This is a genomic window from Glaciimonas sp. OK215 (assembly GCF_057787885.1).
The window spans coordinates 5,780,407-5,803,523 of record NZ_CM173544.1 but is presented as its reverse complement, the minus strand read 5'-3'; the positions used below and the strand labels follow the sequence as shown (position 1 = coordinate 5,803,523).

At 57.6% G+C, this 23,117-nt stretch carries 19 protein-coding genes; 11 read left to right on the top strand and 8 right to left on the bottom strand.

From position 1 onward, the window contains the following. Positions 1 to 50: 50 nt before the first annotated feature. A complete protein-coding gene (locus AC3CHX_RS26880; protein ID WP_488630999.1) occupies positions 51 to 977 on the top strand; it encodes a DMT family transporter in 927 nt (308 codons plus the stop codon). Positions 978 to 1,037: 60 nt separating this feature from the next. Here AC3CHX_RS26880 and ettA read toward each other — a convergent pair whose 3' ends face one another. From ettA to AC3CHX_RS26865, 3 genes are all read right to left on the bottom strand, one after another. Beyond that, the gene (gene ettA / locus AC3CHX_RS26875; protein WP_488630998.1) at positions 1,038 to 2,705 is read right to left on the bottom strand and encodes an energy-dependent translational throttle protein EttA; all 1,668 of its coding nucleotides are present in this window, start codon (positions 2,703 to 2,705) and stop codon (positions 1,038 to 1,040) included. Positions 2,706 to 2,818: 113 nt separating this feature from the next. Next, positions 2,819 to 3,703 carry an EamA family transporter RarD gene (gene rarD / locus AC3CHX_RS26870; protein WP_488630997.1) on the bottom strand — a complete coding sequence of 295 codons (885 nt, stop codon included), beginning with the start codon at positions 3,701 to 3,703 and terminating at the stop codon, positions 2,819 to 2,821. A 60-nt stretch (positions 3,704 to 3,763) separates the two neighbouring features. Further along, the gene (locus tag AC3CHX_RS26865; protein WP_488630996.1) at positions 3,764 to 3,982 is read right to left on the bottom strand and encodes a hypothetical protein; all 219 of its coding nucleotides are present in this window, start codon (positions 3,980 to 3,982) and stop codon (positions 3,764 to 3,766) included. A 367-nt stretch (positions 3,983 to 4,349) separates the two neighbouring features. Between AC3CHX_RS26865 and AC3CHX_RS26860 the strand changes: the two genes are divergently transcribed. Beyond that, a complete protein-coding gene (locus AC3CHX_RS26860) occupies positions 4,350 to 6,407 on the top strand; it encodes a putative bifunctional diguanylate cyclase/phosphodiesterase (protein WP_488630995.1) in 2,058 nt (685 codons plus the stop codon). A gap of 15 nt (positions 6,408 to 6,422) precedes the next feature. Here the strand turns inward: AC3CHX_RS26860 and AC3CHX_RS26855 are convergent, their stop codons facing one another. Continuing rightward, on the bottom strand, positions 6,423 to 7,661 hold the full coding sequence (locus AC3CHX_RS26855) for a M20/M25/M40 family metallo-hydrolase (protein ID WP_488630994.1): 1,239 nt from the start codon (positions 7,659 to 7,661) through the stop codon (positions 6,423 to 6,425). Positions 7,662 to 7,873: 212 nt separating this feature from the next. Then, complete coding sequence (locus AC3CHX_RS26850; protein WP_488630993.1) at positions 7,874 to 9,160, bottom strand: D-amino acid dehydrogenase; 1,287 nt, start codon at positions 9,158 to 9,160, stop codon at positions 7,874 to 7,876. A gap of 283 nt (positions 9,161 to 9,443) precedes the next feature. On the opposite strand from AC3CHX_RS26850, the gene AC3CHX_RS26845 reads away from it, so the two are divergent. The 3 genes from AC3CHX_RS26845 (at position 9,444) to AC3CHX_RS26835 (ending at position 13,338) form a co-directional block, all read left to right on the top strand. After that, positions 9,444 to 9,935: an Lrp/AsnC ligand binding domain-containing protein gene (locus tag AC3CHX_RS26845; RefSeq protein ID WP_488630992.1), complete on the top strand. Its 492-nt coding sequence runs from the start codon at positions 9,444 to 9,446 to the stop codon at positions 9,933 to 9,935. Between the two features lie 522 nt (positions 9,936 to 10,457). Next, on the top strand, positions 10,458 to 11,618 hold the full coding sequence (locus AC3CHX_RS26840) for a porin (protein ID WP_488630991.1): 1,161 nt from the start codon (positions 10,458 to 10,460) through the stop codon (positions 11,616 to 11,618). Between the two features lie 388 nt (positions 11,619 to 12,006). Beyond that, the gene (locus AC3CHX_RS26835; RefSeq protein ID WP_488630990.1) at positions 12,007 to 13,338 is read left to right on the top strand and encodes a voltage-gated chloride channel family protein; all 1,332 of its coding nucleotides are present in this window, start codon (positions 12,007 to 12,009) and stop codon (positions 13,336 to 13,338) included. Between the two features lie 44 nt (positions 13,339 to 13,382). Here AC3CHX_RS26835 and AC3CHX_RS26830 read toward each other — a convergent pair whose 3' ends face one another. Then, entirely contained in the window at positions 13,383 to 14,633 is a 1,251-nt protein-coding gene (locus AC3CHX_RS26830; RefSeq protein ID WP_488630989.1) for an Hsp70 family protein, read from the bottom strand. A 283-nt stretch (positions 14,634 to 14,916) separates the two neighbouring features. On the opposite strand from AC3CHX_RS26830, the gene AC3CHX_RS26825 reads away from it, so the two are divergent. From AC3CHX_RS26825 to AC3CHX_RS26810, 4 genes are all read left to right on the top strand, one after another. Continuing rightward, positions 14,917 to 15,768: a PA4780 family RIO1-like protein kinase gene (locus AC3CHX_RS26825; protein ID WP_488630988.1), complete on the top strand. Its 852-nt coding sequence runs from the start codon at positions 14,917 to 14,919 to the stop codon at positions 15,766 to 15,768. Positions 15,769 to 15,859: 91 nt separating this feature from the next. Further along, positions 15,860 to 16,468, top strand: a complete 609-nt coding sequence (locus tag AC3CHX_RS26820; protein WP_488630987.1) for a 2OG-Fe(II) oxygenase — start codon at positions 15,860 to 15,862, stop codon at positions 16,466 to 16,468. 55 nt (positions 16,469 to 16,523) lie between these two features. After that, positions 16,524 to 17,408 (top strand): cysteine hydrolase family protein, encoded by an 885-nt coding sequence (locus tag AC3CHX_RS26815; RefSeq protein WP_488630986.1) that lies wholly within the window; start codon positions 16,524 to 16,526, stop codon positions 17,406 to 17,408. Between the two features lie 132 nt (positions 17,409 to 17,540). After that, the gene (locus AC3CHX_RS26810; protein WP_488630985.1) at positions 17,541 to 18,437 is read left to right on the top strand and encodes a TIGR01777 family oxidoreductase; all 897 of its coding nucleotides are present in this window, start codon (positions 17,541 to 17,543) and stop codon (positions 18,435 to 18,437) included. A gap of 77 nt (positions 18,438 to 18,514) precedes the next feature. Here AC3CHX_RS26810 and AC3CHX_RS26805 read toward each other — a convergent pair whose 3' ends face one another. Further along, the gene (locus tag AC3CHX_RS26805) at positions 18,515 to 18,943 is read right to left on the bottom strand and encodes a BLUF domain-containing protein (protein ID WP_488630984.1); all 429 of its coding nucleotides are present in this window, start codon (positions 18,941 to 18,943) and stop codon (positions 18,515 to 18,517) included. Position 18,944: 1 nt separating this feature from the next. Then, positions 18,945 to 19,652 (bottom strand): GTP cyclohydrolase I, encoded by a 708-nt coding sequence (gene folE / locus AC3CHX_RS26800; protein WP_488630983.1) that lies wholly within the window; start codon positions 19,650 to 19,652, stop codon positions 18,945 to 18,947. Positions 19,653 to 19,906: 254 nt separating this feature from the next. Between folE and corA the strand changes: the two genes are divergently transcribed. Then, complete coding sequence (gene corA / locus AC3CHX_RS26795; RefSeq protein WP_488630982.1) at positions 19,907 to 20,887, top strand: magnesium/cobalt transporter CorA; 981 nt, start codon at positions 19,907 to 19,909, stop codon at positions 20,885 to 20,887. Positions 20,888 to 20,941: 54 nt separating this feature from the next. After that, positions 20,942 to 23,116, top strand: a complete 2,175-nt coding sequence (locus AC3CHX_RS26790) for a phosphocholine-specific phospholipase C (RefSeq protein WP_488630981.1) — start codon at positions 20,942 to 20,944, stop codon at positions 23,114 to 23,116. The last annotated feature ends 1 nt before the right edge of the window (position 23,117 follow it).

Below are 23,117 nucleotides of genomic sequence, written 5' to 3'. Positions count from 1 at the left end.
AATCGCTTCCAGTCGATTTTACTTTTGCCGTCGCTGCTGGAGCCAAACGCGTGTCAATTTCAAGCACCCATTCTTTAAGAGCCCTCTGGATCGCCGACCTGATGCTGCTGCTGGTCGCTATAGTATGGGGAACCAGTTACGGCGTCGCCAAGCAGGCGCTGGCGTTTTATCCGGTACTCGGCTTTCTGGCGCTGCGTTTCTGCCTCACATTCGTGCTGCTATTACCATCGCTGCGTCAGTTGACCCAGCCCGAGGGCCGCGCCGCATTCTGGGCCGGACTGCCGCTGGGGCTGATTTTGTTGTCGGTTTTTATGTGCGAAACCTTCGGCATCGCCCTGACGCAAGCGTCCAACGCCGCCTTTTTAATCAGTCTTTGCATTGTCTTCACGCCATTTGTCGAATGGCTGGTGATGGGCCAGCGGCCGTCCGTGAGTGCTGTTGTGGTGGCGTTTATCTCATTGACCGGGACCTGGTTGCTGACCTACGGCGCGAACCTGAACTTCAATCTCGGCGACGGTTTGATGTTGGCGGCGGCAGTCTTGAGAGCGCTGATGATGTGCCTGACCAAGCGCCTGACGGCAGGCAGGAAAATGGCGACGCTGACGCTGACTGCGGTGCAGTCCGGCGTGGTCGGTTTTGGCAGTCTGATCGTCGCGGCATGTTTCCTGCCAGGCGGATTGCCGGCCTGGCCGAGGGCGTCGGCATTTTGGGGCAGCACCGCTTATCTGGTGTTGTTTTGTACGATCTTTGCCTTCTTCGCGCAGACCTACGCCGTACGTCGCAGCAGCCCGACCCGGGTGTCGTTGCTGATGGGAAGCGAGCCGCTGTTCGGCGCGCTGTTTGCGGCGCTCTGGCTGGGGGAGCAACTCAGCACCTTGTCCTGGATCGGCGGCGCCTTGATTGTGGCGGCGACGCTGTGGGCGACCTTGCCGCGGATTCTGAAAGCCGCGCCGGCGGGAAGTCAAACAATAAGCTAGGGCAGTCGGCCGGATGTCGCAGGGCGGATAACGCTGCGCGCATCCGCCCTGCCGGGCAACTTAACGCGTGACTGGTTTATACCGGATCCGCTTAGGCTTGGCACCTTCCTCACCCAGACGCTTGCGTTTATCCGCTTCATATTCCTGATAGTTGCCGTCAAAGAACGTGACTTGCGAATTGCTTTCGAATGCCAGGATATGGGTCGCAATCCGATCCAGGAACCAGCGATCATGGGAAATCACCATCACGCTGCCGGCGAACTCCAGCAATGCATCTTCCAGCGCGCGCAGGGTTTCCACGTCGAGGTCGTTGGAGGGTTCATCGAGCAGCAATACGTTGCCGCCTTGCAGCAGCGTTTTCGCCAGATGCAGACGACCGCGTTCACCACCCGACAGGTTGCCGACGATTTTTTGCTGGTCGCCGCCTTTGAAGTTGAAGCGGCCCAGATAGGCGCGCGATGGCATTTCGAAGCGGCCGACGGTGAGGATGTCGGCGCCGCCGGAAACGTCTTCGAACACGGTTTTGCTGTTGGACAGGGCATCGCGATTCTGATCGACGATGGAGATGCGGGCGGTCTGGCCGATCACGACTTCGCCGCTGTCCGGTTGTTCCTTGCCGGTGAGCATTTTGAACAGCGTCGATTTACCGGCGCCGTTAGGGCCGATGATGCCGACAATCGCGCCTGCCGGCACGCGGAAGCTGAGGTTGTCGATCAGCAGGCGGTCGCCGAAGGATTTGGAGACGTTGTTGAATTCGACGACTTCGTTGCCCAGACGCTCGGCCACCGGAATGAAAATTTCCTGGGTCTCGTTACGCTTTTGGTATTCGTGTTCGCTCAATTCATTGAAGCGTGCCAGACGGGCCTTGCTCTTGGCCTGGCGGCCTTTGGGATTCTGGCGCACCCATTCCAATTCCTTGGCGATGGTTTTCTGGCGCGACGATTCGGTGGCTTCTTCCTGTTTCAGACGGTCGCCTTTTTGTTCCAGCCAAGAGCTGTAATTGCCCTTCCACGGAATACCGTGGCCGCGATCCAGTTCCAGTATCCACTCGGCGGCGTTGTCGAGGAAGTAGCGATCATGGGTAATGCCGACCACGGTACCGGGGAAGCGTTGCAGGAATTGTTCCAGCCACTCGACCGATTCGGCGTCCAGATGGTTGGTCGGTTCATCGAGCAGCAACATGTCCGGCTTCGACAGCAGCAAGCGGCACAGCGCGACACGCCGCTTTTCACCGCCGGACAGGACGCCGATCCTGGCATCCCATGGCGGCAGGCGCAGCGCGTCGGCGGCCATCTCCAGTTGCAGTTCCAGATTGCCACCGGCCGAAGTCGATATGATCGCCTCCAGACGGCCCTGCTCGGCCGCCAGCGCGTCGAAGTCGGCGTCCGGCTCAGCGTATGCGGCATACACCGCGTCCAGCTTGGCGCGTGCTTCGAAGGCTTCACCGAGGCCGCTTTCAACGGCCTGACGCACGGTTTGCTCCGGATCGAGTTGCGGTTCCTGCGGCAGGTAACCGATGTTCAAACCGGGCATCGGCGTCGCTTCGCCCTGAATCTCGGTGTCGATCCCGGCCATGATTTTCAGCAGGGTCGATTTGCCGGAGCCATTCAGACCCAGCACGCCGATCTTGGCGCCGGGGAAAAACGACAGCGAGATGTCTTTCAGAATCTGTCGTTTGGGCGGCACGATCTTGCCGACCTTGTTCATTGTGTATACGTATTGCGCCATGATGGAGTCTTCTGGTTGAAGTTGGAGAAAGAGCTAAATAAGCGGGTAAAAAAGTGGGAATAACGCGGATAACAAGCGCAGACCGACAAGCATAACCGAAGTGCGTTGCGGCGTCAGGCGGTCGCCGCACGATCGGCCCAGGCGCGCCACAAGCCCTCCGCCGAATACAGCAGCAGCGCGGCCCAGATGATGGAATAGCCGGTCAGCATGGTGCCATCCAGCAGTTCGTGGTACAGCCAGACGCCTAGCATCAATTGCAGCGACGGCGTGATGTATTGCAACAGGCCGAGCAGCGACAGCGGAATGCGGCGCGCGCCGGCGGCGAACAGCAATAGTGGAATCGAGGTGATCGGGCCGGCGGCGGCCAGCAGCCACCTGGATGAGACCGATGCCGCGATGAAACTGTTGTGGCCTTGCACTGTGGTGAAGGCCAGATAGGCCAGCGTCAATGGCAGCACCAGCGTGGTCTCCAGCGCCAGACCGGGCAACGCGCCAAGGCTGGCCGTTTTGCGCAGCAAACCATAGCCGCCGAAAGAGAGCGCCAGCGTCAGCGCAATCCACGGCGGATGACCGCTTTGCCAGGTCAGCCAGAGGACGGCACTCGCCGCGATGGCAATCGACAGCCATTGAACGAATCTTGGGCGCTCGCGCAAAAACACAAAGCCCAGCGCGACGCTGACCAGCGGGTTAATGAAATAACCCAGACTGGCTTCGACGATGTGATTGTTGTTGACGGCCCAAACGTAGGTCACCCAGTTGGCCGCCAGCAGCACTGCGCTGGCAGCAAAGCCGGCGATGACAAGCGGCTGGCGCAGCACCGGGCCAATCCACGCCCATTGTTTGCGGAAGGCCAGTACCAGCATCAGGAACAGGAACGACCACAGCATGCGGTGCATGACAATGTCGACCGGCGGGATGTCCTGCAACGCTTTGAAGTAAACCGGGAACAGTCCCCACAGGACGTAGGAGGCGAATGCGTAGAAGATACCTGCTTGCATGGTGGTGAGCTGACTGGGAGAGGGTGGACGGGGCGGGCGCTGCCTGGAAGCAGGCGTATTTTACGCAAAAAAAGTTGCCGACGTTTTTCGCGGGTCTGAAACGGATGGCTTGCCGGCCCTGTTGCGACAAGGCAATTGCCGATGCATTCGGGTTGATAAAGGATTGCTGCCGACCGCAAAATTTTTTGCAATGGTTGTGAAACTCGGCAGGTACATGTCAATCGAAAGTGGGCCGACGGCTTTTGGCGTGCCAAGCAAGATGCGCCAGCCCGGCAGCATTTTTTCCTGGGTTGCCGTTACATTATTGTTTGTCATGAAGTACTTTGAATTGTGCGGATGTCTGCGTTGGCAGTTGATCCGTAGAAAGAAAATGATGTCGTGTCGAGTCACCGGGTCGCGGAGTATTACGCACGAAGACTGACGAAGATTTTTGATGCTTGCCGCACACTTAGTGTGCGGCAAACGTTTCTGGCATTCACCGATTTTCCGCCGTCAGACGCATGCATGGTTCCGCAGCGCAAGTTTGCCGGTGATAGCGGCGGCGATCAGATCAACAAAAGTTAACCATCTAAAAAATATTCCCATTATGATCGTGAGACCACATTCCGCCAGCACCGCCTGTTGATCTGTTTAACTATTGGATTTGATGAACGGAACCTATAACTCCGCACTTGCGCTGCTGTCCTTCGCGGTCGCAGTGCTTGCTTCTTATGTGGCACTGAAGCTGGCTGGACGGGTCAGTCGCGCGCGTGGCGGACAAGCCCGGGCCTGGCTGATCGGCGGCGGCATGGCGATGGGGACCGGGATCTGGGCCATGCATTTCATCGGCATGCTGGCGTTTTATCTGCCGATCAAGATCAGCTACGATGTCGAGGAAACCGTACTCTCCTGGCTGATTGCGATAGCGCTGTCGTGCTTTGCGCTATTTCTGGTGAAGGGCAGCAGGCTGGGCCATCAGCGTCTGGTTTTCGGCGGCATCATCATCGGCCTGGGCCTGTCAGCGATGCACTATCTGGGCATGGAAGCGATCGAAATCGCGCCGCCGGTAAGTTACGATCCGGCCCTGTTCATGGCTTCGGTTGCGGTCGCGATAGTGGGCGCGATAGTCGCATTGTGGCTGGCGTTTCATTTGCGTGGCGGCGATTCCTGGCACACCAATCTGACGCGTCTCGCGGCCGCAGTGATCATGGGTCTGGCGATTACCGGCATGCACTACACAGGGATGGCGGCGGCGCGCTTTGCCTCGAATTCGCTGTGCAGCTTTAACGACGGTCTGGACCACAACTGGCTGGCGCTCTCGGTGGCCGGCTTCACGCTGGTTACGTCGGCATTTGTATTGCTGTTGTCGTTTATCGATATTCGTAGTCGCCGCCATGCCGATGCGCTGAGAGCGTCGCTCAAATCAGTGCATTCCAAACTTGAATATCTCGGTACCCACGATGTATTGACCAGTTTGCCGAATCGCTCGTTGCTCAACGACAGAATCGCCGCAGCGATAGCCGAAGCAGAGGAAGCCTCCACGCTATTTGCCGTGCTGCACATTAATATCGACCGCCTGAAAACGGTCAATGAGGCGCTCGGACGTACTGCCGGCGACCAGGTGCTGAATGCTTTTGTGCTGCGGATACGTCAGACGCTGCGTCCACGCGACATGCTGGCCAGGCTGAGCGGCGATAATTTTGTGGTGCTCGCTGAGCTGGAGCAGACTGCGGATGCCGGGCGTATCGCCGAAAATCTGATTGAACTGTTGGGACGGCCGTTGCATGTGCCGTCGCATGAGGTACACGTGACGTTATCGATTGGCATCAGCGTCTACCCGAACGATGGCGATACGGCGGAAGCGCTGCTGGCAAACGCCGATACAGCGATGTCGCATGTGAAGCAGCATGGCCGGAATAACTACCAGTTCTTCACGCCGGAAATGCACGCCCGGAATCGCGACCGGGTCGATCTGGAAAGTGGTTTGCGACCAGCTCTGGGCAAAAATGAATTCCGCATGTATTACCAGCCCAAGGTCGATATCGCGACTGGAAAAATTGTCGGCGTAGAGGGGCTGTTGCGCTGGCAGCATCCGGAATATGGACTGGTGTCGCCGTCCAGATTTATCCCGCTGGCGGAAGAAAGCGGCTTGATCGTGGCCATCGGCAACTGGGTGATGGAAGCGGCGTGTCGGCAAAGTCTTCAGTGGCAAGACATGGGTTTGATGCGGACGTCGATTTCGGTGAATCTTTCCGCGCATCAGTTTTTGCAACGCGATCTGGTAGAGAGCATTGTTGCCATGCTGGAGCAGCATCGGATGCCGGCAGCCGGACTGGTGCTGGAACTGACCGAAGGCACGTTGATGAGCAATCCGGAGAACGCCATCGATGTGCTGCGTGAGTTGACGGAACTGGGTGTGCGGGTCTCGATTGACGATTTCGGTACGGGTTATTCGAGCTTGAGTTATTTGCGGCGCTTTCCGTTAAGCGAGATCAAGATCGATCGTTCTTTTGTGCAGGGCCTGCAGACCAATCAGGAAGACCGGGCGATTGTGCGGGCGATTGTGACGCTGGCACATAGTCTGCAGTTGAATGTGGTGGCGGAAGGGGTTGCCGAGGTTGAGCAGTTGCAGTTTTTGCGGCAGATCGGATGCGACCAGTATCAGGGGTTTTTGTTTAGTGCGCCGGTGCCGGCTGATGTGATGACGGAGATGTTGGCGCGCTAACGCGCCATCATCTCGTCAAGCCTGCAGGAAATCCAGCAAGGTCATCGCCACCACTTTGGTCGCACGGCGCAAATCCTCGAGCACGAGATTTTCATCGGCTTGCTTGGCGTTCGATTCGCCCAAGGTGCGTGGACCGGCACCGTATAACACCACCGGAATGCCTTGTTCGCCATATAGTCTGGCATCGGTATAGAGCGCCGAGCCGTTGCTGGTGATCGACTCGCCGAATACGGCTTCGGCATTTTTCTGCAGGCTGTTCAGCAATTGCTCGTGGCCTGGCAGCGGACGTAACGCACGCGCCAGCAACAGGCGTTTGATCTCTACGTGGATCCCAGGCAAGCCAGCGACTGCGCCCTCGATCAGCGCACGCACATCGGCTTCGACCTGGGTCGGATCTTCTTCCGGGATCATGCGGCGGTCCATTTTCAGTACGACCTTGCCCGGCACCACGTTGGTGTTGGTACCGCCGTCTATGCGACCGACGATCATGGTGGGATGGGTGATTCCGGGAATCGCCGACGTGATCGTTTTCAGTTCCGGCAGCTTGGCGTAGATCGCTTGCAGAATCGCGCTGGCGGCCTGCAAGGCATCGTGACCGGTGTCCGGTGCCGAGCCGTGGGTGGCTTTGCCGTGTACGGTGACTTCAAATTGCAGACAGGCATTGTGTGCGGTGACGATGTTGTAGCTGAATCCGGGCGCGATCACGTAATCGGGTTTGGTCAGCTGATTTTCCAGCAGCCAGCCCGGGCCGAGCAAGCCGCCGAACTCTTCGTCGTAGGTAAAGTGCAATTCCAGCGCGCCCTTGAGCGGCACGCCGAGTGCTTCAAGTGCCCGCACGGCAAAGATATAAGTGGCGAAATCGCATTTCGACACCGCGCTCGCGCGGCCATATATCCGGCCGTCTTCGATTGCGCCGCCGTACGGCGGTTTGCTCCAGCCATCGCCGGGCGGTACCACGTCGCCGTGGGCATTGAGCGCGACGGTTGGCCCCGGCGCTGTGTATTGTCGGCGCACGATCAGGTTGGTGATGCTTTCCATGCCGTAGTCTTTCACCGTCGCGGCGGGCACCGGGTGCTTCTCGACTTGCCAGCCCATGGCGCTCATCAATTCGGCTACGGCGTCGGCGTGCGGAGCATTGTTGCCGGGCGGCGTGTCGGTGGGGATGCGGATGATTTTCTGGAGGAACGCGATTTCTTCGTCGAAGTGGTCATCGATCCAGGCAGAGAGCTGAGTGGGGAATTGTGGTGTGACCATGATTGTCGGGGCCGATCGTCGGGGAGTGAGTTCGAATTATTCTACGTCTTTGCGGCCGCTTGGGTTTGATTTGTGGGATGCGGACTGAAATTTAGATAGGGTTTGGTAGCGACACGGCGCATCACCAAGTCCGACAGGCTCCTAGTGATGCACCATGCGCGCCGGATCAAGCGTTGCGCCGATCCGGTGTTGCTGTCATTGCTTGCGCGCAATCAGGCATAAGCGTGTGCCGCTGCCTGGCTTCCGTTCCTGCCATAGCGGCTGACGCTCAAATCATCGGCGGCAATCGCAGGGCATTTGCCGGATATCAGGTCGGACAGCAGAGCCGCCGACCCACAGGACATGGTCCAGCCTAGTGTGCCGTGGCCAGTGTTGAGGAACAGGTTGCGAATCGCCGTTTTTCCAACAATCGGAGTGCCGTCCGGTGTCATTGGGCGCAGGCCGGCCCAGAAGCTGGCCCGGCTGGTGTCGCCGGCGCCTGGGAACAGATCGTTGACGACCATTTCCAGCGTGGCGCGGCGTTTCGGGTTCAGGGTTTTGTTGTAGCCGACGACTTCCGCCATGCCGCCGACGCGGATCCGATTGTCGAAGCGGGTGATGGCGATTTTGTAGGTTTCGTCGAGGATGGTCGACACCGGTGCGGCGGCGGCATTCGTGATTGGCACGGTAATCGAGTAACCCTTGAGCGGATACACCGGAATCTCGACGACAGACCGTAAAAAATTGGTCGAGTAGGTTCCCAGCGCGACCACGTAGCTGTCGGCTTGCAGATGTTCGTGGCCGCACTGAACGCCGGCGATTTCGCCATTGGAGAATGTCAGCGCGTCGATTTGAAGGTTGTAGCGGAATTTCACGCCGAGTTGTTCCGCCATCTGTGCCAGACGTGTCGTGAATAACTGGCAATCGCCGGTTTCATCGTTTGGCAGGCGCAGGCCGCCGTGCAGTTTGTGCTTGACCGCTGCCAGTGCCGGCTCCGCGCGCGCCATTTCTTCCGCCGTCAGCAGCTCAAACGGCACGCCGCTATCTTTCAAGACTTGCGTGTCTTTGGCGGCGTCCGCCATCTGTTGTTCGGTACGGAATACCTGCGTGGTGCCGAGTTGCCGACCCTCATAGGCGATCCCGGTGTCGGCGCGCAGCGCCTTGAAACAGTCGCGGCTGTATTCCGCCAGCCGCACCATGCGCTCTTTGTTTACCGCATAACTTGCAGCATTGCAGTTGCGTAACATCTGCCACATCCAGCGTAGCTGGAACAGCGTGCCATCCGGCGTAATCGACAGCGGCGCGTGCTTCTGCACCATCCACTTGAGTGCTTTCAACGGAATTCCCGGTGCCGCCCAAGGCGATGCATAACCCGGAGAAATCTGGCCGGCGTTGGCGAAACTGGTCTCCTCGGCGGGCCCCGGCAAACGATCGACCACGGTCACCTCATGTCCGGCCTTTGCCAAATAATACGCAGTCGTCACGCCGACCACACCACTGCCCAAAATAAGCACCCGCATGTCTATCTCCTGAATACTTGAAAAAACACTCTTGTTAGGGGCAACAGCGGAGTGTTCAGACCAATTACATGAATAATTGTCGATTTATGTTAATTAGCGCTATGCTATTTAATATTTGCCAGTTTTTGTTACTGTATAAATATAGAAATTCAGGAAATAATGCTAAAAATCCACGTAGCTGAACTGCGCGATTTTCGCTGTTCCGGACTGCCGACGGTAGCTTGGGTTGCGCTTGCGAGGCCGGCCATTTGCACACCCAATTTATATACCAACAGGCCCTGATATGAGAACCCAAAAAGAATCCACCCGGTCCCTGGACAAACTGGACCGCCACATCCTGCGCCTGTTACAACAAGACGGCCGCATGTCGATGAAAGAGTTGGGCGAACAGGTCGGTCTGTCCATCACCCCCTGTATCGAGCGGGTGAAACGGATGGAGCGCGATGGCGTCATCGACGGTTATTACGCGCGCATCAATCCGGCTGCGGTAGGCGCAAAACTGCTGGTGTTCGTCGAGATCACGCTCAACCATAAATCGGCCGGTACCTTTGAACAGTTCCGGCGCGAAGTCTTGCGCATTCCCGAAGTGCTCGAGTGCCATCTGGTCTCCGGCGATTTTGATTATCTGATCAAGGCCCGCATCCGTGAAATGGCGCAATACCGTACCTTGCTGGGCGATATGCTGCTGCAATTACCGGGTGCGGTGCAGTCCAAAAGTTATGTCGTGATGGAAGAAATCAAGGAGACCCTGGCGCTGTCGCTGGAGGTCGTCTGACACTGCTGCAACAGCTGTGGCACCAGCCTTGCAGCGGCCTCCAGTGCGGTTCCGCTTGCGTAGTCATCGGTAACTTCGGACAGAAATTCGCGCGCTGGGATTCAACCTGAATGCCCGTATCTCAATTGTCGGTGGTAGCAGCGCCCGCGCAGATTCCGGTGTGGAATTTGGCGAGTGGTGAAACTGAGCACCGAGATTTTCTGAGTGTCGTTTTAAGTAAAGACGAGGTCGCCAAATTAGCTTAATCGGGTTGGTCTGGCGCTTTTCTGTTGTTTTTTTGCCGCACGAATCAGCTGTTTTGCGACAAATTTTAAGCTATTGCGACAGATCTACAACAGGTTAAGTCCAGGCAACTAGTCATGCATGTTGTGTTGTGGCATTCTGGCCACTGCTATCAATTATCCGGCGTAGTGTTGATCGGTAATTGCTGAGAAGAGCAAGTCGTAGTAAGGCGCGCATCACTGTGCGGTTACTACCGGCATTCGTAAAAAAACAGATTTTTCCAACCCTTGGGAGTAATGCATGAAAAAAGCTATTCTGGTTGCAGGTTTGTTGGGTGGTATTGCTGGCATGGCGCAAGCGCAAACCAACGTCACAATTTATGGTCTGATCGATTTGGGTCTGGACTATACCAACAATGTGCACACCAGCACCGGTGGTAAAAGTGTGGTGTCAATGGACAGTGGCTACGCACAAGGCAGCCGCCTGGGTTTCAAAGGTAACGAAGACCTGGGTGGTGGCCTGAGCGCGGTGTTCCAGCTTGAAAACGGTTTTGCCGCAGATACCGGCAAGCTGGGTCAAGGCGGTTTGATGTTCGGACGCCAGGCCTTGGTCGGTTTGTCGAGCAAAACTGCCGGTGCCGTCACACTGGGTCGTCAATACGACTCCGTGGTCGATTTCCTCGCGCCAATGACCGCGAACGGCAACTGGGCCGGTTACCTGTTCTCGCATCCGCTGGATAACGACAACACCGATAACTCGTTCCGCATCAATAACTCGGTCAAGTACACCAGCCCGACTATCGCCGGCTTCCAGTTCGGCGGCTTGTATGGCTTCGGCGAAACAGCCGGCGACAGTACTAAAAACCGTACCTACAGTCTGGGTGCGAGCTACGCGAACGGCCCCTTGTCGGCTGGCCTGGGATACATGAATCTGAGTCGTGTCGGTACTACTGCGAGCGGTTCCATCACGCCAACCGATGCCAACTTCCTGGCTGCCAAGCAAAAGATCTTCGGCGCGGGTATCAACTACGCGTTTGGTCCGGCGACGCTTGGGTTCGTGTATACCGGTACTAATCTGACCAGTCCAACTGGCGTGAATGCTTACGTTGGCTCGTTTGCACCAGCCGTCGGCACATTGAATTCGCTCAGGTTCCAGAACTACGAAATCAATGCCAAGTATGACTTCTCGCCAGCGTTTTACGCCGGTGCGATGTACACCTACACGAAAGCCAAGTACGACACAACGGTTGGCACTGCCAAACCGAAATGGTCGACCTTTGGTCTGATGGCGGACTACAGCTTCTCCAAGCGGACTGACGTATATGCGCAAACCGTTTACGAAAAAGTTGGTGGCGATCAGACTGGATCGACACTTGATCAAGCCTACATCCCTGGTGCCTCCGACATTTCCAACAATGAAAAGCAAGTTGCCGTGCGCGTAGCAATCCGTCACAAGTTCTAAGAGTTGCTGCTGGATGATGTAATAACTTGATTCGCTGTATGGCGGATTGAATTGAGCGGGGTCAGAGTGTTTACTCTGGCCCCGTTTTGTTTGGGGCGTAGCTTCGCGCTTTTAAGATTTTATTCTTACCTGCTGCTCCAACCATGTGACCGGTCGGCATCGATAACGACCTCGCCAGCTTCTTTTATGAACGCGGCCTGTTCCAAGGCGCTTGTTGCGACAGCAGGCGCTTTGCGGCAGAATGCAAGGCATATCGGAGATGGCATTGCTCCCGAGGCACTACGCCGCTGATGATGCCTGAATGTTCCCGGACCGGGAAGTTGCAGGCCTGTGTTATGAAAGTGCAGCCTCCTGCGGTCCAGGTTTGTCTCCTTCAAATCTGGAAACGATGAAACACCATAAAATTCCCGAGCAATTTGCGATGCTGCTGTATCTGGGCCGCTGGCTGCTGCTGTCCTCGGTTGTCGGCGTGCTGGCCGGCGCCGCCTCGTCCGCATTGCTGGCTGCACTCGATTGGGCGACCAGCACGCGTAGCGCGCACCCCTGGCTGTTATGGCTGTTGCCGTTTGCGGGCCTGACGGTCGGATTGGTCTATCACCACTTCGGCAAATCGGTCGAGGGTGGCAACAACCTGCTGATCGATGAAATCCACGACCCGCAACGCATCGTGCCGAAGCGCATGGCGCCGATGATTCTGATCGGTACCGTCGTGACGCATCTGTTTGGTGGTTCGGCCGGTCGCGAAGGGACGGCGGTACAGATGGGCGGCGCGCTGGCGGATTTCGTGACGCGCATCTGCAAACTGGACAAGGAAGATCGGCGCATCCTGCTGATGGCCGGTATCAGTGCCGGGTTTGCTTCGGTATTCGGGACGCCGCTCGCCGGTGCGGTGTTTGGGCTGGAGGTACTGGCGATCGGGCGCTTGCGCTATGACGCGATTCTGCCGTGTTTCATTGGCGCCATCGTCGCCGACCAGCTACCCGGTTTGCTGGGGGTGTATCACACCCACTATGCGGTTCCGTTTGTGCCGCATCTCAGTCTGCTGGTGTTTGGCGCGACGATCGTCGCCGGCATCGTTTTCGGTCTGACCGGGATGCTGTTCGCGCAAGCCACACATGGGCTGTCGCGCACGCTGAAACGCTGGATCGCGTATGCGCCCTTGCGGCCGTTCGCTGGCGGCGTGGTGGTGGCGCTTGCCGCCACCTTGCTGGCGACCGATAAGTATCTGGGGCTGGGAATCCCCACCATTGTCGAGGCGTTTTCGCAACCATTGCCCGCGTATGATTTTTTCGGAAAGATCATGTTTACGGTGGTGACGCTCGCGTCAGGTTTTAAAGGCGGCGAAGTGACGCCGCTGTTCTATATCGGCGCGACGTTGGGGAATGCGTTGAGTTATGTGCTGGCGTTACCGTTGCCGGTGCTGGCCGGACTGGGCTTTGTCGCGGTGTTCGCGGGGGCCGCGAATACGCCGATTGCTTCCACCATCATGGCCATCGAGCTGTTTGGGCCGGAGATCGGGACACTGGCCGCGCTGGCCTGTGTTGTGAGTTATTTGTTTTCGGGCCATACCGGGATTTATCATGCACAGCGGGTGGGCGAGGGCAAACGCTTGCGGATGCCTGAGGGGATACGGTTGTCGGCGATCCCGGGTTTGCGCAGGGGCGCGCCGGAGAAATCGCCGGAGAAGAAGGATAAGGCCGCCGAAGAAAGAGGCGGCTAAAAGCGTGACGCCTGGCGCAGCCCCACACCAAGCGCTACGGACGATCAAGAGAACTTGCGCACCGCATCCAGCGCCAGCCCGGCGCCAATGCTGCCGAACAGATCGCCTTCCACCGCCTTTGCGGTCGGCACCACGGCGGCAATTTGCCGACGCAACAAACCGACGCCACTCGAGCCACCGGTAAAAAATACCGTATCGATCGCATTTGCTTTGACACCGGCATCGCGCAACAGCTTGCCGACTGTCTCTTCCACAGATGACACCAGATGCGAGATGCTGCTGTTAAATTCGCCGCGGTTGAGTCGAATCGATTCGCTAGTCGATAATTTTTCCAGCGTCAGTTCCACCATCTCGGCGTCCGATAGTGCGATCTTGCCTTCTTCAACCTTCATCGCCAGCCAGTGGCCGGCACGTTGCTCGACCAGATCAAGTAGCCGATCGAACTTGTCGCGTTCGCGCACATCGCGTGCCACGTCTTTCAGTTGCTCCGCCATCTTGCGGGTGTAGATCAGGTTAATGGTGTGCCAGGTCGCCAGGTTGAAATAATAGCTGGACGGGACCTCGCTATTATTCGTCAGCCGGCTGCCCAGACCCAGCATTGGCATCACACTCGACAGACTCAGGTATTTATCAAAATCGGTACCGCCAATATGTATGCCGCCGGTTGCCAGAATGTCGTTGCGACGATCCTGGTGTTTGGCCAGAGCAGGCGACAAACGCACCAGCGAGAAGTCGGAAGTCCCGCCGCCGATGTCTGCGATCAATACCAGTTCTTCACGTTCGATGGTCGATTCATAGTCGAACGCGGCGGCAATCGGCTCGTACTGAAAGGCGATATGTTTGAAACCGGCGGCGCGGGCTATTTCCTCCAGCGTCGCTTGCGCACGCTGATCCGCGGCCCGATTGTCGTCGACGAAGAACACTGGACGACCCAGCACCACGCTGTCGAATTCCCGGCCGGCGGCCCGCTGCGAGCGGCTTTTAAGTTCGCTGATGAACTGCCCCAACAGGGCACGGAAAGGCAGCGCCCGGCCGCCCACCTCGGTCTGGCCATCAATCAGGGCCGATCCCAGCAGGCTTTTCAGGGAGCGCATCAAGCGACCTTCATAGCCAGCCAGATAGCCGGCCAGCGCCGCGCGTCCAAAACTGAACACCTCATCTTCGGCGTTGTAGAACACCACTGACGGCAAGGTGACCTTGTCATCTTCCAGTTGCAGCAAAGCGGACTGACCGGGCCGACTCCAGCCGACGGTGGAATTAGACGTGCCGAAATCTACGCCGCAAGCATTCGACATGGGTATTCCTTAAATATAAAAACGGGCGTAATCATAGCGCAAAGCGTAGTCGGACGTGATCGGCGCAGCTACTTTTTTAATCAGCAGGCTCCTGGAGCAGTCGCTTGTTGTTTTTAGGGCGGGTTCGGCGGGCGGTAATTTACATGCGCAGCGCCATCCGCCACGACATTTGAGCCCGCCATCGGCGCGAATGGGGTCTCTTGCCAGTCGTTTGGCAGTATTACGTCATACTTGCCGCTTTATGCCTTAGTATGCGTTGTCCAAATCGCCCACCAATTTATCTATGAAAACCCCGAAAAGAATCGAACCGCTGGTAGAAGAGGGCCTGGTAGACGAGGTGATACGCCAACTGATGAGTGGTAAAGAGGCAACTGTTTACGTGGTGCGCTGTGGCGAGGAAATTCGTTGCGCCAAGGTATACAAGGATGCGCAGCAGCGCAGCTTCCGCCAGAACGCGTCGTATCAGGAAGGCCGCAAGGTCAAGAATAGCCGTCAGGCACGGGCCATGGAAAAGGGTACCCGCTATGGCCGCAAGATGCAGGAAGAAGTGTGGCAGAACGCCGAAGTCGACGCCCTGTACCGGCTGGCCGCCGCCGGGGTGCGCGTGCCGCAGCCGTTTGTGTGCTTTGAAGGCGTGCTGCTGATGGAACTGGTGACCGATGCGGACGGCAACGCCGCCGCCCGCCTGAACGATATAGAGATGAGCGAAACGCAGGCGCTGGAATTTCATGCAATGTTGCTGCGTCAGGTCGTACTGATGCTATGCGCCGGGGTGATCCACGGCGATCTGTCGGAGTACAACATTCTGGTGGATGCACATGGCCCGGTGATTATCGATTTGCCGCAAGCGGTGGATGCCGCCGGGAATACCGGCGCGGCCGACATGCTGGAGCGTGATGTTGATAATCTGGCGACCTATTTTGGCCGCTTCGCGCCACAACTGCTGAGCACCCAATACGGCAAGGAAATCTGGGCCTTGTATCTGGCGGGCCTGTTGCATCCGGAGGTGCCACTGACTGGCCGCATCGCCGTCGATCACAAGATCGTCGACGTTGCTGCGGTGGTGCGTGAAATTGCGCTTGCCCGCAAGGAAGAGGAAGAGCGTCGCCGCGCGCAATACGAGGCGGAGCTCTAACGCCGCTGGCCCGGTCTGCTTGCCGCCCGGCAATTGCGGTGATGGTGGTATTCGGCAATCGAGATACTGATAAAATCCCCGCATCATGTCTATGCCTACGCCTACCTTCCACCAGCAGCCGCACCACATCGCCGACGACCTGGTCGCACGCGGCTGGTCGCAGCAAGCCGAGTTTTTACCCGCGGATCTGGTTCTTGCACTTGCCGCCGAGTGCCGTGCACGCGCAGCCCAAGGTGCGCTGGCGCCTGCCGGGGTCGGCCGCGGCGCTGGCCAGGCGGTACGCGAACAGGTGCGCGGCGATCATATTCAATGGCTGGAAGCCGGTGAATCATCTGCCTGCGATCGCTATTTGCGGATCATGGAGACGCTCCGGCAGGAATTGAATCAGGCACTTTATCTCGGGTTGGAAGAGTATGAAACGCACTTTGCCATGTATCCCCCCGGGGCTTTCTATCAGAAGCATATAGACCGTTTTCGCGACGACGACCGCCGTACCGTATCGGCCGTAATATATCTGAATCAGGACTGGTTGCCGGAACATGGCGGCGCTTTGCGCCTGCATCCGGAGGATCGGCGTCAACAGGATATTTTGCCGCTGGCCGGCAGTCTGGCGCTGTTTCTTTCCGCTGACATGCCGCATGAAGTTTTGTCGGCAACGCGTGAGCGCTTGTCGCTGACCGGCTGGTTTCGGCGTCGTTAGGCAGCCGTCGTCTGCAGAGTGTTGGGATCGATCACCGCTTTACCAAGGAGCTCGGATGCGCGCCATTCTGCACTTGCTGATCATCGATCCGCAAAATGACTTTTGTGATTTACCAAGCGCTTACTTGCCGCCTGATCCAGCGCAGCCAGCGGGCGCCAGGCTGGCCCCTGCGTTGCCGGTGCCGGGCGCGCACGCCGACATGCTGCGTCTGGCGCAATTGATCGAGCGTGGCGCTGCGGGCATCAGCGACATCAGTGTGACACTCGATTCCCACCATCGTCTGGACGTCGCTCATCCGACTTTCTGGCGCGATGCCGCAGGCGGCGCGGTGGCGCCATTTACGCAAATTTCAGCAGCGCAAGTCCGCGCGGGAAAATATCTTCCGCGGCTTGCCAACGCGTTGCCGCGGGTGCTCGCCTATCTGGACCAACTGGAAGCCGCAGGTCGTTATCGGCTGATGGTCTGGCCGGTACATTGCGAGATCGGATCGTGGGGGCACAACGTGCATGCCGAGATTCGACGCGCCTACAACCAGTGGGAAGAAACCACGCTGCGCAGCGTCAACAAGATCGGCAAGGGTAGCAATCCCTGGACCGAGCATTATTCGGCGGTGCAGGCTGATGTGCCGGATCCCGAGGACGCGTCGACGCTGGCGAATCAATCCTTTCTCGCCAGCCTGGCGCCGGCCGACCGCATTTACATCGCCGGCGAAGCGGGCAGCCATTGCGTCAGAGCCACGACCGAACACATTGCCGAACATGTCGGCCCGGCAAATATCGCCAGGCTGATATTGATTACCGACTGCATGAGTCCGGTGACCGGCTTCGAGTCGGAATACCTGGATTTCGTACGGCGTCTGGTGGCGCAAGGCGCACAGGCGATGCGGGCCGAACAAGTCTTGCTGGAGTTCCAGGCGAATGCGAGTGACAAGAAAAATTAGATAGGATTTACGCAAAACCCAGCTTTTGCGTAAGCCCGATTAGAGAGTATTCTGATGTCATCGTTTTAACCATTTCATTGTGCAATTCATCTGTCTGAAGTCGATTGTCAACCCGGATAGGAGCATCTCAGCATGCGTATTCTGATGACCGGAGGCACCGGCCTGATTGGCCGGCACCTGTGCCCGGTGCTACTCAAGGCCGGCCATGACCTAACCGTACTGAGTCGCCGGCCGGCATCGGTCAAAGGGAAATGCGGCAGCGCCGTGCGCGCCTTCGGATCGCTGGATGAATGGGGAATTGACGAGGTGTTCGACGCCGTCATCAATCTGGCGGGCGAGCCGATTGTCGATGCGCGCTGGAGCGAACAACGCAAAGAACTGTTATGGCGTAGCCGCGTGACGTTGACCGAAACCCTGGTCAAGCGGATCGAAGCCAGTCGTCACAAGCCGAACGTACTGCTGAGCGGCTCGGCGGTTGGTTACTACGGCGATTGCGGTCAGCGGGCGCTGGATGAGTCGGCGCCAAGCGCTGCCGATTTCGGCGCGAAATTATGCCATGCCTGGGAACAGGCGGCACAACAAGCCATGGCACAGAATGTCAGGGTGTGCCTGCTGCGAACCGGCCTGGTACTGGATCGCTCCGGCGGCATATTGGGAAAAATGCTGTTGCCTTTCAAGCTGGGCCTGGGCGCGCGGCTGGGAGATGGCAGTCAGTGGATGAGCTGGGTCCACATAGACGACTACGTGGCGATGGTACTCGTGCTGTTGCACAACGCCAATGCAACCGGCCCTTTCAACATGACGGCGCCGGAACCGGTCACCAACCGCGCCTTCACCGCCAAACTGGCCACCGCCCTGCACCGTCCCTCGTTCTTCGTCGCACCCGCCTGGCTGATGCGGCTGGCGCTCGCAGAGCGGGCGTACTTGCTGCTAGGCGGACAAAAGGTGATGCCGGTCAAGATAACCGCATTGGGTTATCGTTTTTTGCATGTAAAACTTGAGGATGCGTTGTATGACCTGCTTGGTTGAGGTCAAGGCCGCCTGCAGCGGGCGCCTTGTTTTTACCGTTCCTGGCGGGGCGAAGGAAATTGGCAGCACTAATTAAGCTACGACTCGCGCGAAGAGAAGCAACCGGTGGCGGCCAGCTCTTCCAGCAATGCCATCGTGGTGTTACCGGACACCGCATACGGATTGAGTGATGCGGTAGTGGAATATTTCAGCAAGAGCGACAGATTGACGCGGTCCAGACGAATTTTGCTCATGGTCCAGCCTGGATACAGGCGTGTTTCTATTTCAGAGTAATCCAGCAAGGTCAGCTTGGTATGGCGCGGGTCCTGCTGCAAGCGTCCGTATAAGATGTTGATCTGCTCGCGTCCGCCTTCCAGCGCCTGCACGAACACATTGTCGCTGTAGCAGAGCACGCCGGTAATGCCATGGGCGGTATTGTTTTTACGGGACGCCTCAAGAATTTCTTCAATCAAATCGTGATTGATCACTTCGCTGGCGGTACTGGCGTAAATCAGACGGACTAGCATGTCATCCTCGCTTGGTTATCAGCGCTAGAAATTCGCGCCGTAAATTCGCGTCGCTCAAGAACGAGCCACGCATAACGCTATTGATCATTTTTGCGTCGGTATCCCTGACCCCGCGCCAGCTCATGCAGAAGTGATCGGCTTCCATCACGATCGCGAGACCGTCCGGCTTGAGTTTTTCCATCAGCAATTCCGCGACTTGCGACACGGCTTCTTCCTGAATCTGTGGCCGGCTCATGACCCATTCGATCAGCCGCGCATATTTCGACAGCCCGATCAGGTTGGAGTGTTCGTTGGGCATCACGCCGATCCAGACTTTGCCCATGATTGGGCACAGATGATGCGAACAGGCGCTGCGCACGGTGACCGGGCCGACGATCATCAGCTCGTTCAACTGTTCCGCATTCGGGAACTCGGTGACCGGCGGCGGCGTTTGATAGCGGCCGCGAAACACTTCCTGAATGTACATTTTCGCGACGCGGCGCGCAGTGTCCTGGGTGTTATGGTCGCTCTCGACGTCAATCACCAGGCTTTGCAGAACATCGGATAACTTGCCTTGCACTTCGGCCTGCAACGCTTCCAGCTCGCCATCCTTGATGAACGAGGCAATATTGTCGTTAGCGTGAAAGCGGACGCCGGCGGCCTCGATGCGCGCACGGATGCGCGCCGATACCTGCTCGTCGCTTGTTTCTGGGGAGTGATCTGTTGGCATTATTTTTTGATAGGTGATTTCTTGGCTGAATGGTGCGCAGGTGCTCAGTCTATACCAAATCCATCGAGCGGATTTGCCCGGCAGGCGCGGGGTTAAGCCGTCAGGGCGAGGAAGATGCGCTATTGATAAGTTCGGGGTAAAGTAAGCGTCTTGAAACCCTTCGCTTCAAATGCAAGAATTCCCGCGCTGGTCGAAGCCGGATCGATACCGGTGCCGGCCGCCGCACATGCCGATAAGAAGGTAAGGAGCGTAAGATGAATGCCCAAAGCGCCATTGTGAATTGTTCTGCTTATTGTCACGGTAAAAAATTTCGCGATTTCACGATTGACGACATCAGCAATGTTTTACTTGAGCCGGATACTTTTGTCTGGGTCGGCCTGTTGGAGCCGGATCATGAGCTGATGCGCAAGGTTCAAAAGGAATTTTGTTTGCATGATCTGGCGGTGGAAGATGCGCAAAGCGCCCACCAGCGGCCGAAACTGGAAGAATATGGCGACACCTTGTTTGTGGTGCTGCATACCGCCGAGTTCGTGCAGGATCAAATCCTGTTTGGCGAAACCCATATATTTCTGGGCCAGCATTTCATTGTCACGGTCCGGCATGGTGCTTCCAGCAGCTATAAAAAGGTGCGTGAAAAATGTGAAGGAACGCCGGAACGCCTGGCGAAAGGACCGGGCTATGTGCTGTACTCGATCATCGATTTTGTCGTCGATCACTACCGGCCGATCATGGATAGCCTGGAGGCGCGCTTTAACGATTTTGAACAGAAAATGTTCAATCCGGACGTACAGAAAGATAGCCTGCAGGAATTTTATAGCCTTAAAAGTGAATTGCTGAAGTTGCGTGCGGCAGCAGTCCCGCTGCATGATATTTGTAATCAGCTGTTGCGCTTTCACGGCGAAATTATTCCGAAGGAAAACCGGATTTACTATCGCGATATTCTGGATCATGTGGGGATGGTCACGGATACCAGTGACCGCATGCGCGAAATGATCAACGCCGCGATGCAAGTCGAGTTGGCGCAGGTGACAATACGCCAGAATGAAGTAGTGAAAAGGCTGGCCGGCTGGGGGGCGATTCTGGCGGTGCCGACCATGGTGTTCAGTCTGTATGGGATGAATTTCAAGGTCATGCCCGAACTGAACTGGGAATGGGGCTATCCGGCTGTATTGATCGGTATCGTGGTCGGTTGCGTTGTGTTGTACCGCCGCCTGACACGCGTAGGCTGGTTATAGGGCGCCATATCATCCGGCATTCTTTGCACACCGTCAGCTGAAAGCGCCAAATATATGTCAACAGGCCCTAACAGCAGACGCAATTTTCTGCGCAAGGCGGCAGGCGTCACTGGCGCCGCAGTGACTTTGGCTGTCTTTCCGCCATCGATCAGAAAGGCATTGGCGATACCGGCGAACAACGCCACCGGCTCAATCAGGGACGTTGAACATATCGTCATTTTCATGCAGGAAAACCGCTCCTTCGATCATTACTTTGGAACGATGCAAGGCGTGCGCGGTTTTGCCGACCGCTTCCCGATACCGCTGCCGGACCACGCGCATGCAGTCAAAAAAACCGTCTGGTACCAGCTAAACGACAGCAATGCCGGCGCGCCGCGCGTGATTGCACCGTTCCGCCTGAATACCGAGCAGGCGTTTGACACGATGCGGGTAACCGGTACGCCTCACACCTGGCCAGACGCGCAGAATGCATGGTCGAACGGCAACATGAACCGCTGGCCACGCTACAAGAATAATCATTCGATGGGTTATTTCACCCAAGCCGATATTCCGTTTCAGTTTGCGCTGGCGAATGCGTTCACCATCTGCGACGCCTACCATTCTTCGTTTCAGGGCGGCAGCAATCCGAATCGTGTGTTCGCCTGGAGCGGCAGCAACGATCCGTTCAAGCTGGGCAACGGCCCGGTGCTCGGGAATGCCTACGACAATCTGAATTTCGATCCAAGCGGCGGTTATGTCTGGACCACTTATCCGGAACGACTGCAGGCAGCAGGCATCAGCTGGCAGGTGTATCAGGATATGAACGATAACTTTACCGACAATCCGCTGGCGGGCTTCAGGCAGTTTCGCAACGCCAATGCGGGTGTGCCCGGCGCGGACCCGGCCTTGGCAGCGCGCGGCCTGAGTACCTGCGATCTGAATCAGCTCAAGCTGGATGTTATCGCCGCTGCTTTGCCGCAGGTATCTTTCATCGTGGCCAGCGCAGAAGGCTCGGAACATCCGGGCCCGTCCAGTCCGGCACAAGGGGCGCAATATACCGCGACGCTGCTGGATGCGCTGACTGCCAATCCCGAGGTGTGGAGCAAGACGGCATTGTTCCTGATGTTTGATGAAAACGACGGCTTTTTCGACCATGTGCCGCCACCGGCTGCGCCAACTTACCTGACCTGGGATGCCGACCCGGCTCAGGCGCTGCTGGCCGGTGCCTCCACCGTCGATACCGCCGCCGAATATCATCAGCGCAAGAGTAACGAGGGATTGGATGCCGACGTGTTTCTGCACAGGCCGTATGGCTTGGGACCACGCGTGCCGCTGTATGTCATTTCGCCGTGGAGCAAAGGCGGCTGGGTGAATTCGCAGGTGTTCGACCATACCTCGGTGATACGCTTTGTCGAGCAACGCTTCGGCGTCATGGAGCCGAATATTTCGCCGTGGCGGCGGGCGGTGTGCGGTGACCTGACGAGTGCCTTCGATTTTGTAAGACCGGATAGCGCCGCCTTTCTGAATACCTTGCCGGACACGGTAGCGGCAGCGGCCAGAGCGCATGCGCTGCCATCGACCGCAACGCCACCGACGCCGGCATTGCCTGAACTGCCGACGCAGGCGCGCGGCACCCGTCCTTCGCGCGCGTTGCCGTACGCGCTGCATGTCAGCGCCCAAGTCAAGCCGGATACGGCCTCGATCGATCTGGTGTTTTCGAATACCGGGACGGCCGCTGCCGTGTTCCATGTCTATGATCGTCGGCACTTGGACCAGGTGCCAAGGCGCTACACGGTGGAAGCCGGCAAGCAACTGACAGGTAGCTGGCTCACCGGCAACGACGCCGGCTGCTACGATTTGTGGGTGTTGGGACCGAACGGCTTTCATCGCCTGTTCGCCGGTAAGGTCAGCGCCAGTGCAACAGCGGCAATGCCGGAAATCCAGGTCTGTTACGACGCCGCCAACGGCAAGCTCTCCGTCAGGCTGCACAACAGCGGCAGCAGCGACTGTACCTTTGTGGTCAGCAGCAACGCTTACCGGAGCAACGCCGGATTGACCGTTCGGGTGGCGCCGGACAGCGAGGCCGAACCGGCCTGGCCGCTTGACGATAGCGGGCAATGGTATGACTTCAGCGTCAAGGTGACGGAGTTGCCGGACTATTCCCGACGCTTTGCCGGCCGGGTTGAAACAGGCCGGGATTCAATCAGCGATCCGGCCATGGGCGGGTTGGCAATTGGTGCGAGCGCTTAAT

Coding starts and splice junctions, on each gene's coding strand:
- ettA (WP_488630998.1), bottom strand. CDS start 2,705: ATGGCGCAATACGTATACACAATGAACAAGGTCGGCAAGATCGTGCCG.
- rarD (WP_488630997.1), bottom strand. CDS start 3,703: ATGCAAGCAGGTATCTTCTACGCATTCGCCTCCTACGTCCTGTGGGGA.
- AC3CHX_RS26865 (WP_488630996.1), bottom strand. CDS start 3,982: ATGCTGCCGGGCTGGCGCATCTTGCTTGGCACGCCAAAAGCCGTCGGC.
- AC3CHX_RS26860 (WP_488630995.1), top strand. CDS start 4,350: ATGAACGGAACCTATAACTCCGCACTTGCGCTGCTGTCCTTCGCGGTC.
- AC3CHX_RS26855 (WP_488630994.1), bottom strand. CDS start 7,661: ATGGTCACACCACAATTCCCCACTCAGCTCTCTGCCTGGATCGATGAC.
- AC3CHX_RS26850 (WP_488630993.1), bottom strand. CDS start 9,160: ATGCGGGTGCTTATTTTGGGCAGTGGTGTGGTCGGCGTGACGACTGCG.
- AC3CHX_RS26845 (WP_488630992.1), top strand. CDS start 9,444: ATGAGAACCCAAAAAGAATCCACCCGGTCCCTGGACAAACTGGACCGC.
- AC3CHX_RS26840 (WP_488630991.1), top strand. CDS start 10,458: ATGAAAAAAGCTATTCTGGTTGCAGGTTTGTTGGGTGGTATTGCTGGC.
- AC3CHX_RS26835 (WP_488630990.1), top strand. CDS start 12,007: ATGAAACACCATAAAATTCCCGAGCAATTTGCGATGCTGCTGTATCTG.
- AC3CHX_RS26830 (WP_488630989.1), bottom strand. CDS start 14,633: ATGTCGAATGCTTGCGGCGTAGATTTCGGCACGTCTAATTCCACCGTC.
- AC3CHX_RS26825 (WP_488630988.1), top strand. CDS start 14,917: ATGAAAACCCCGAAAAGAATCGAACCGCTGGTAGAAGAGGGCCTGGTA.
- AC3CHX_RS26820 (WP_488630987.1), top strand. CDS start 15,860: ATGCCTACGCCTACCTTCCACCAGCAGCCGCACCACATCGCCGACGAC.
- AC3CHX_RS26815 (WP_488630986.1), top strand. CDS start 16,524: ATGCGCGCCATTCTGCACTTGCTGATCATCGATCCGCAAAATGACTTT.
- AC3CHX_RS26810 (WP_488630985.1), top strand. CDS start 17,541: ATGCGTATTCTGATGACCGGAGGCACCGGCCTGATTGGCCGGCACCTG.
- AC3CHX_RS26805 (WP_488630984.1), bottom strand. CDS start 18,943: ATGCTAGTCCGTCTGATTTACGCCAGTACCGCCAGCGAAGTGATCAAT.
- folE (WP_488630983.1), bottom strand. CDS start 19,652: ATGCCAACAGATCACTCCCCAGAAACAAGCGACGAGCAGGTATCGGCG.
- corA (WP_488630982.1), top strand. CDS start 19,907: ATGAATGCCCAAAGCGCCATTGTGAATTGTTCTGCTTATTGTCACGGT.
- AC3CHX_RS26790 (WP_488630981.1), top strand. CDS start 20,942: ATGTCAACAGGCCCTAACAGCAGACGCAATTTTCTGCGCAAGGCGGCA.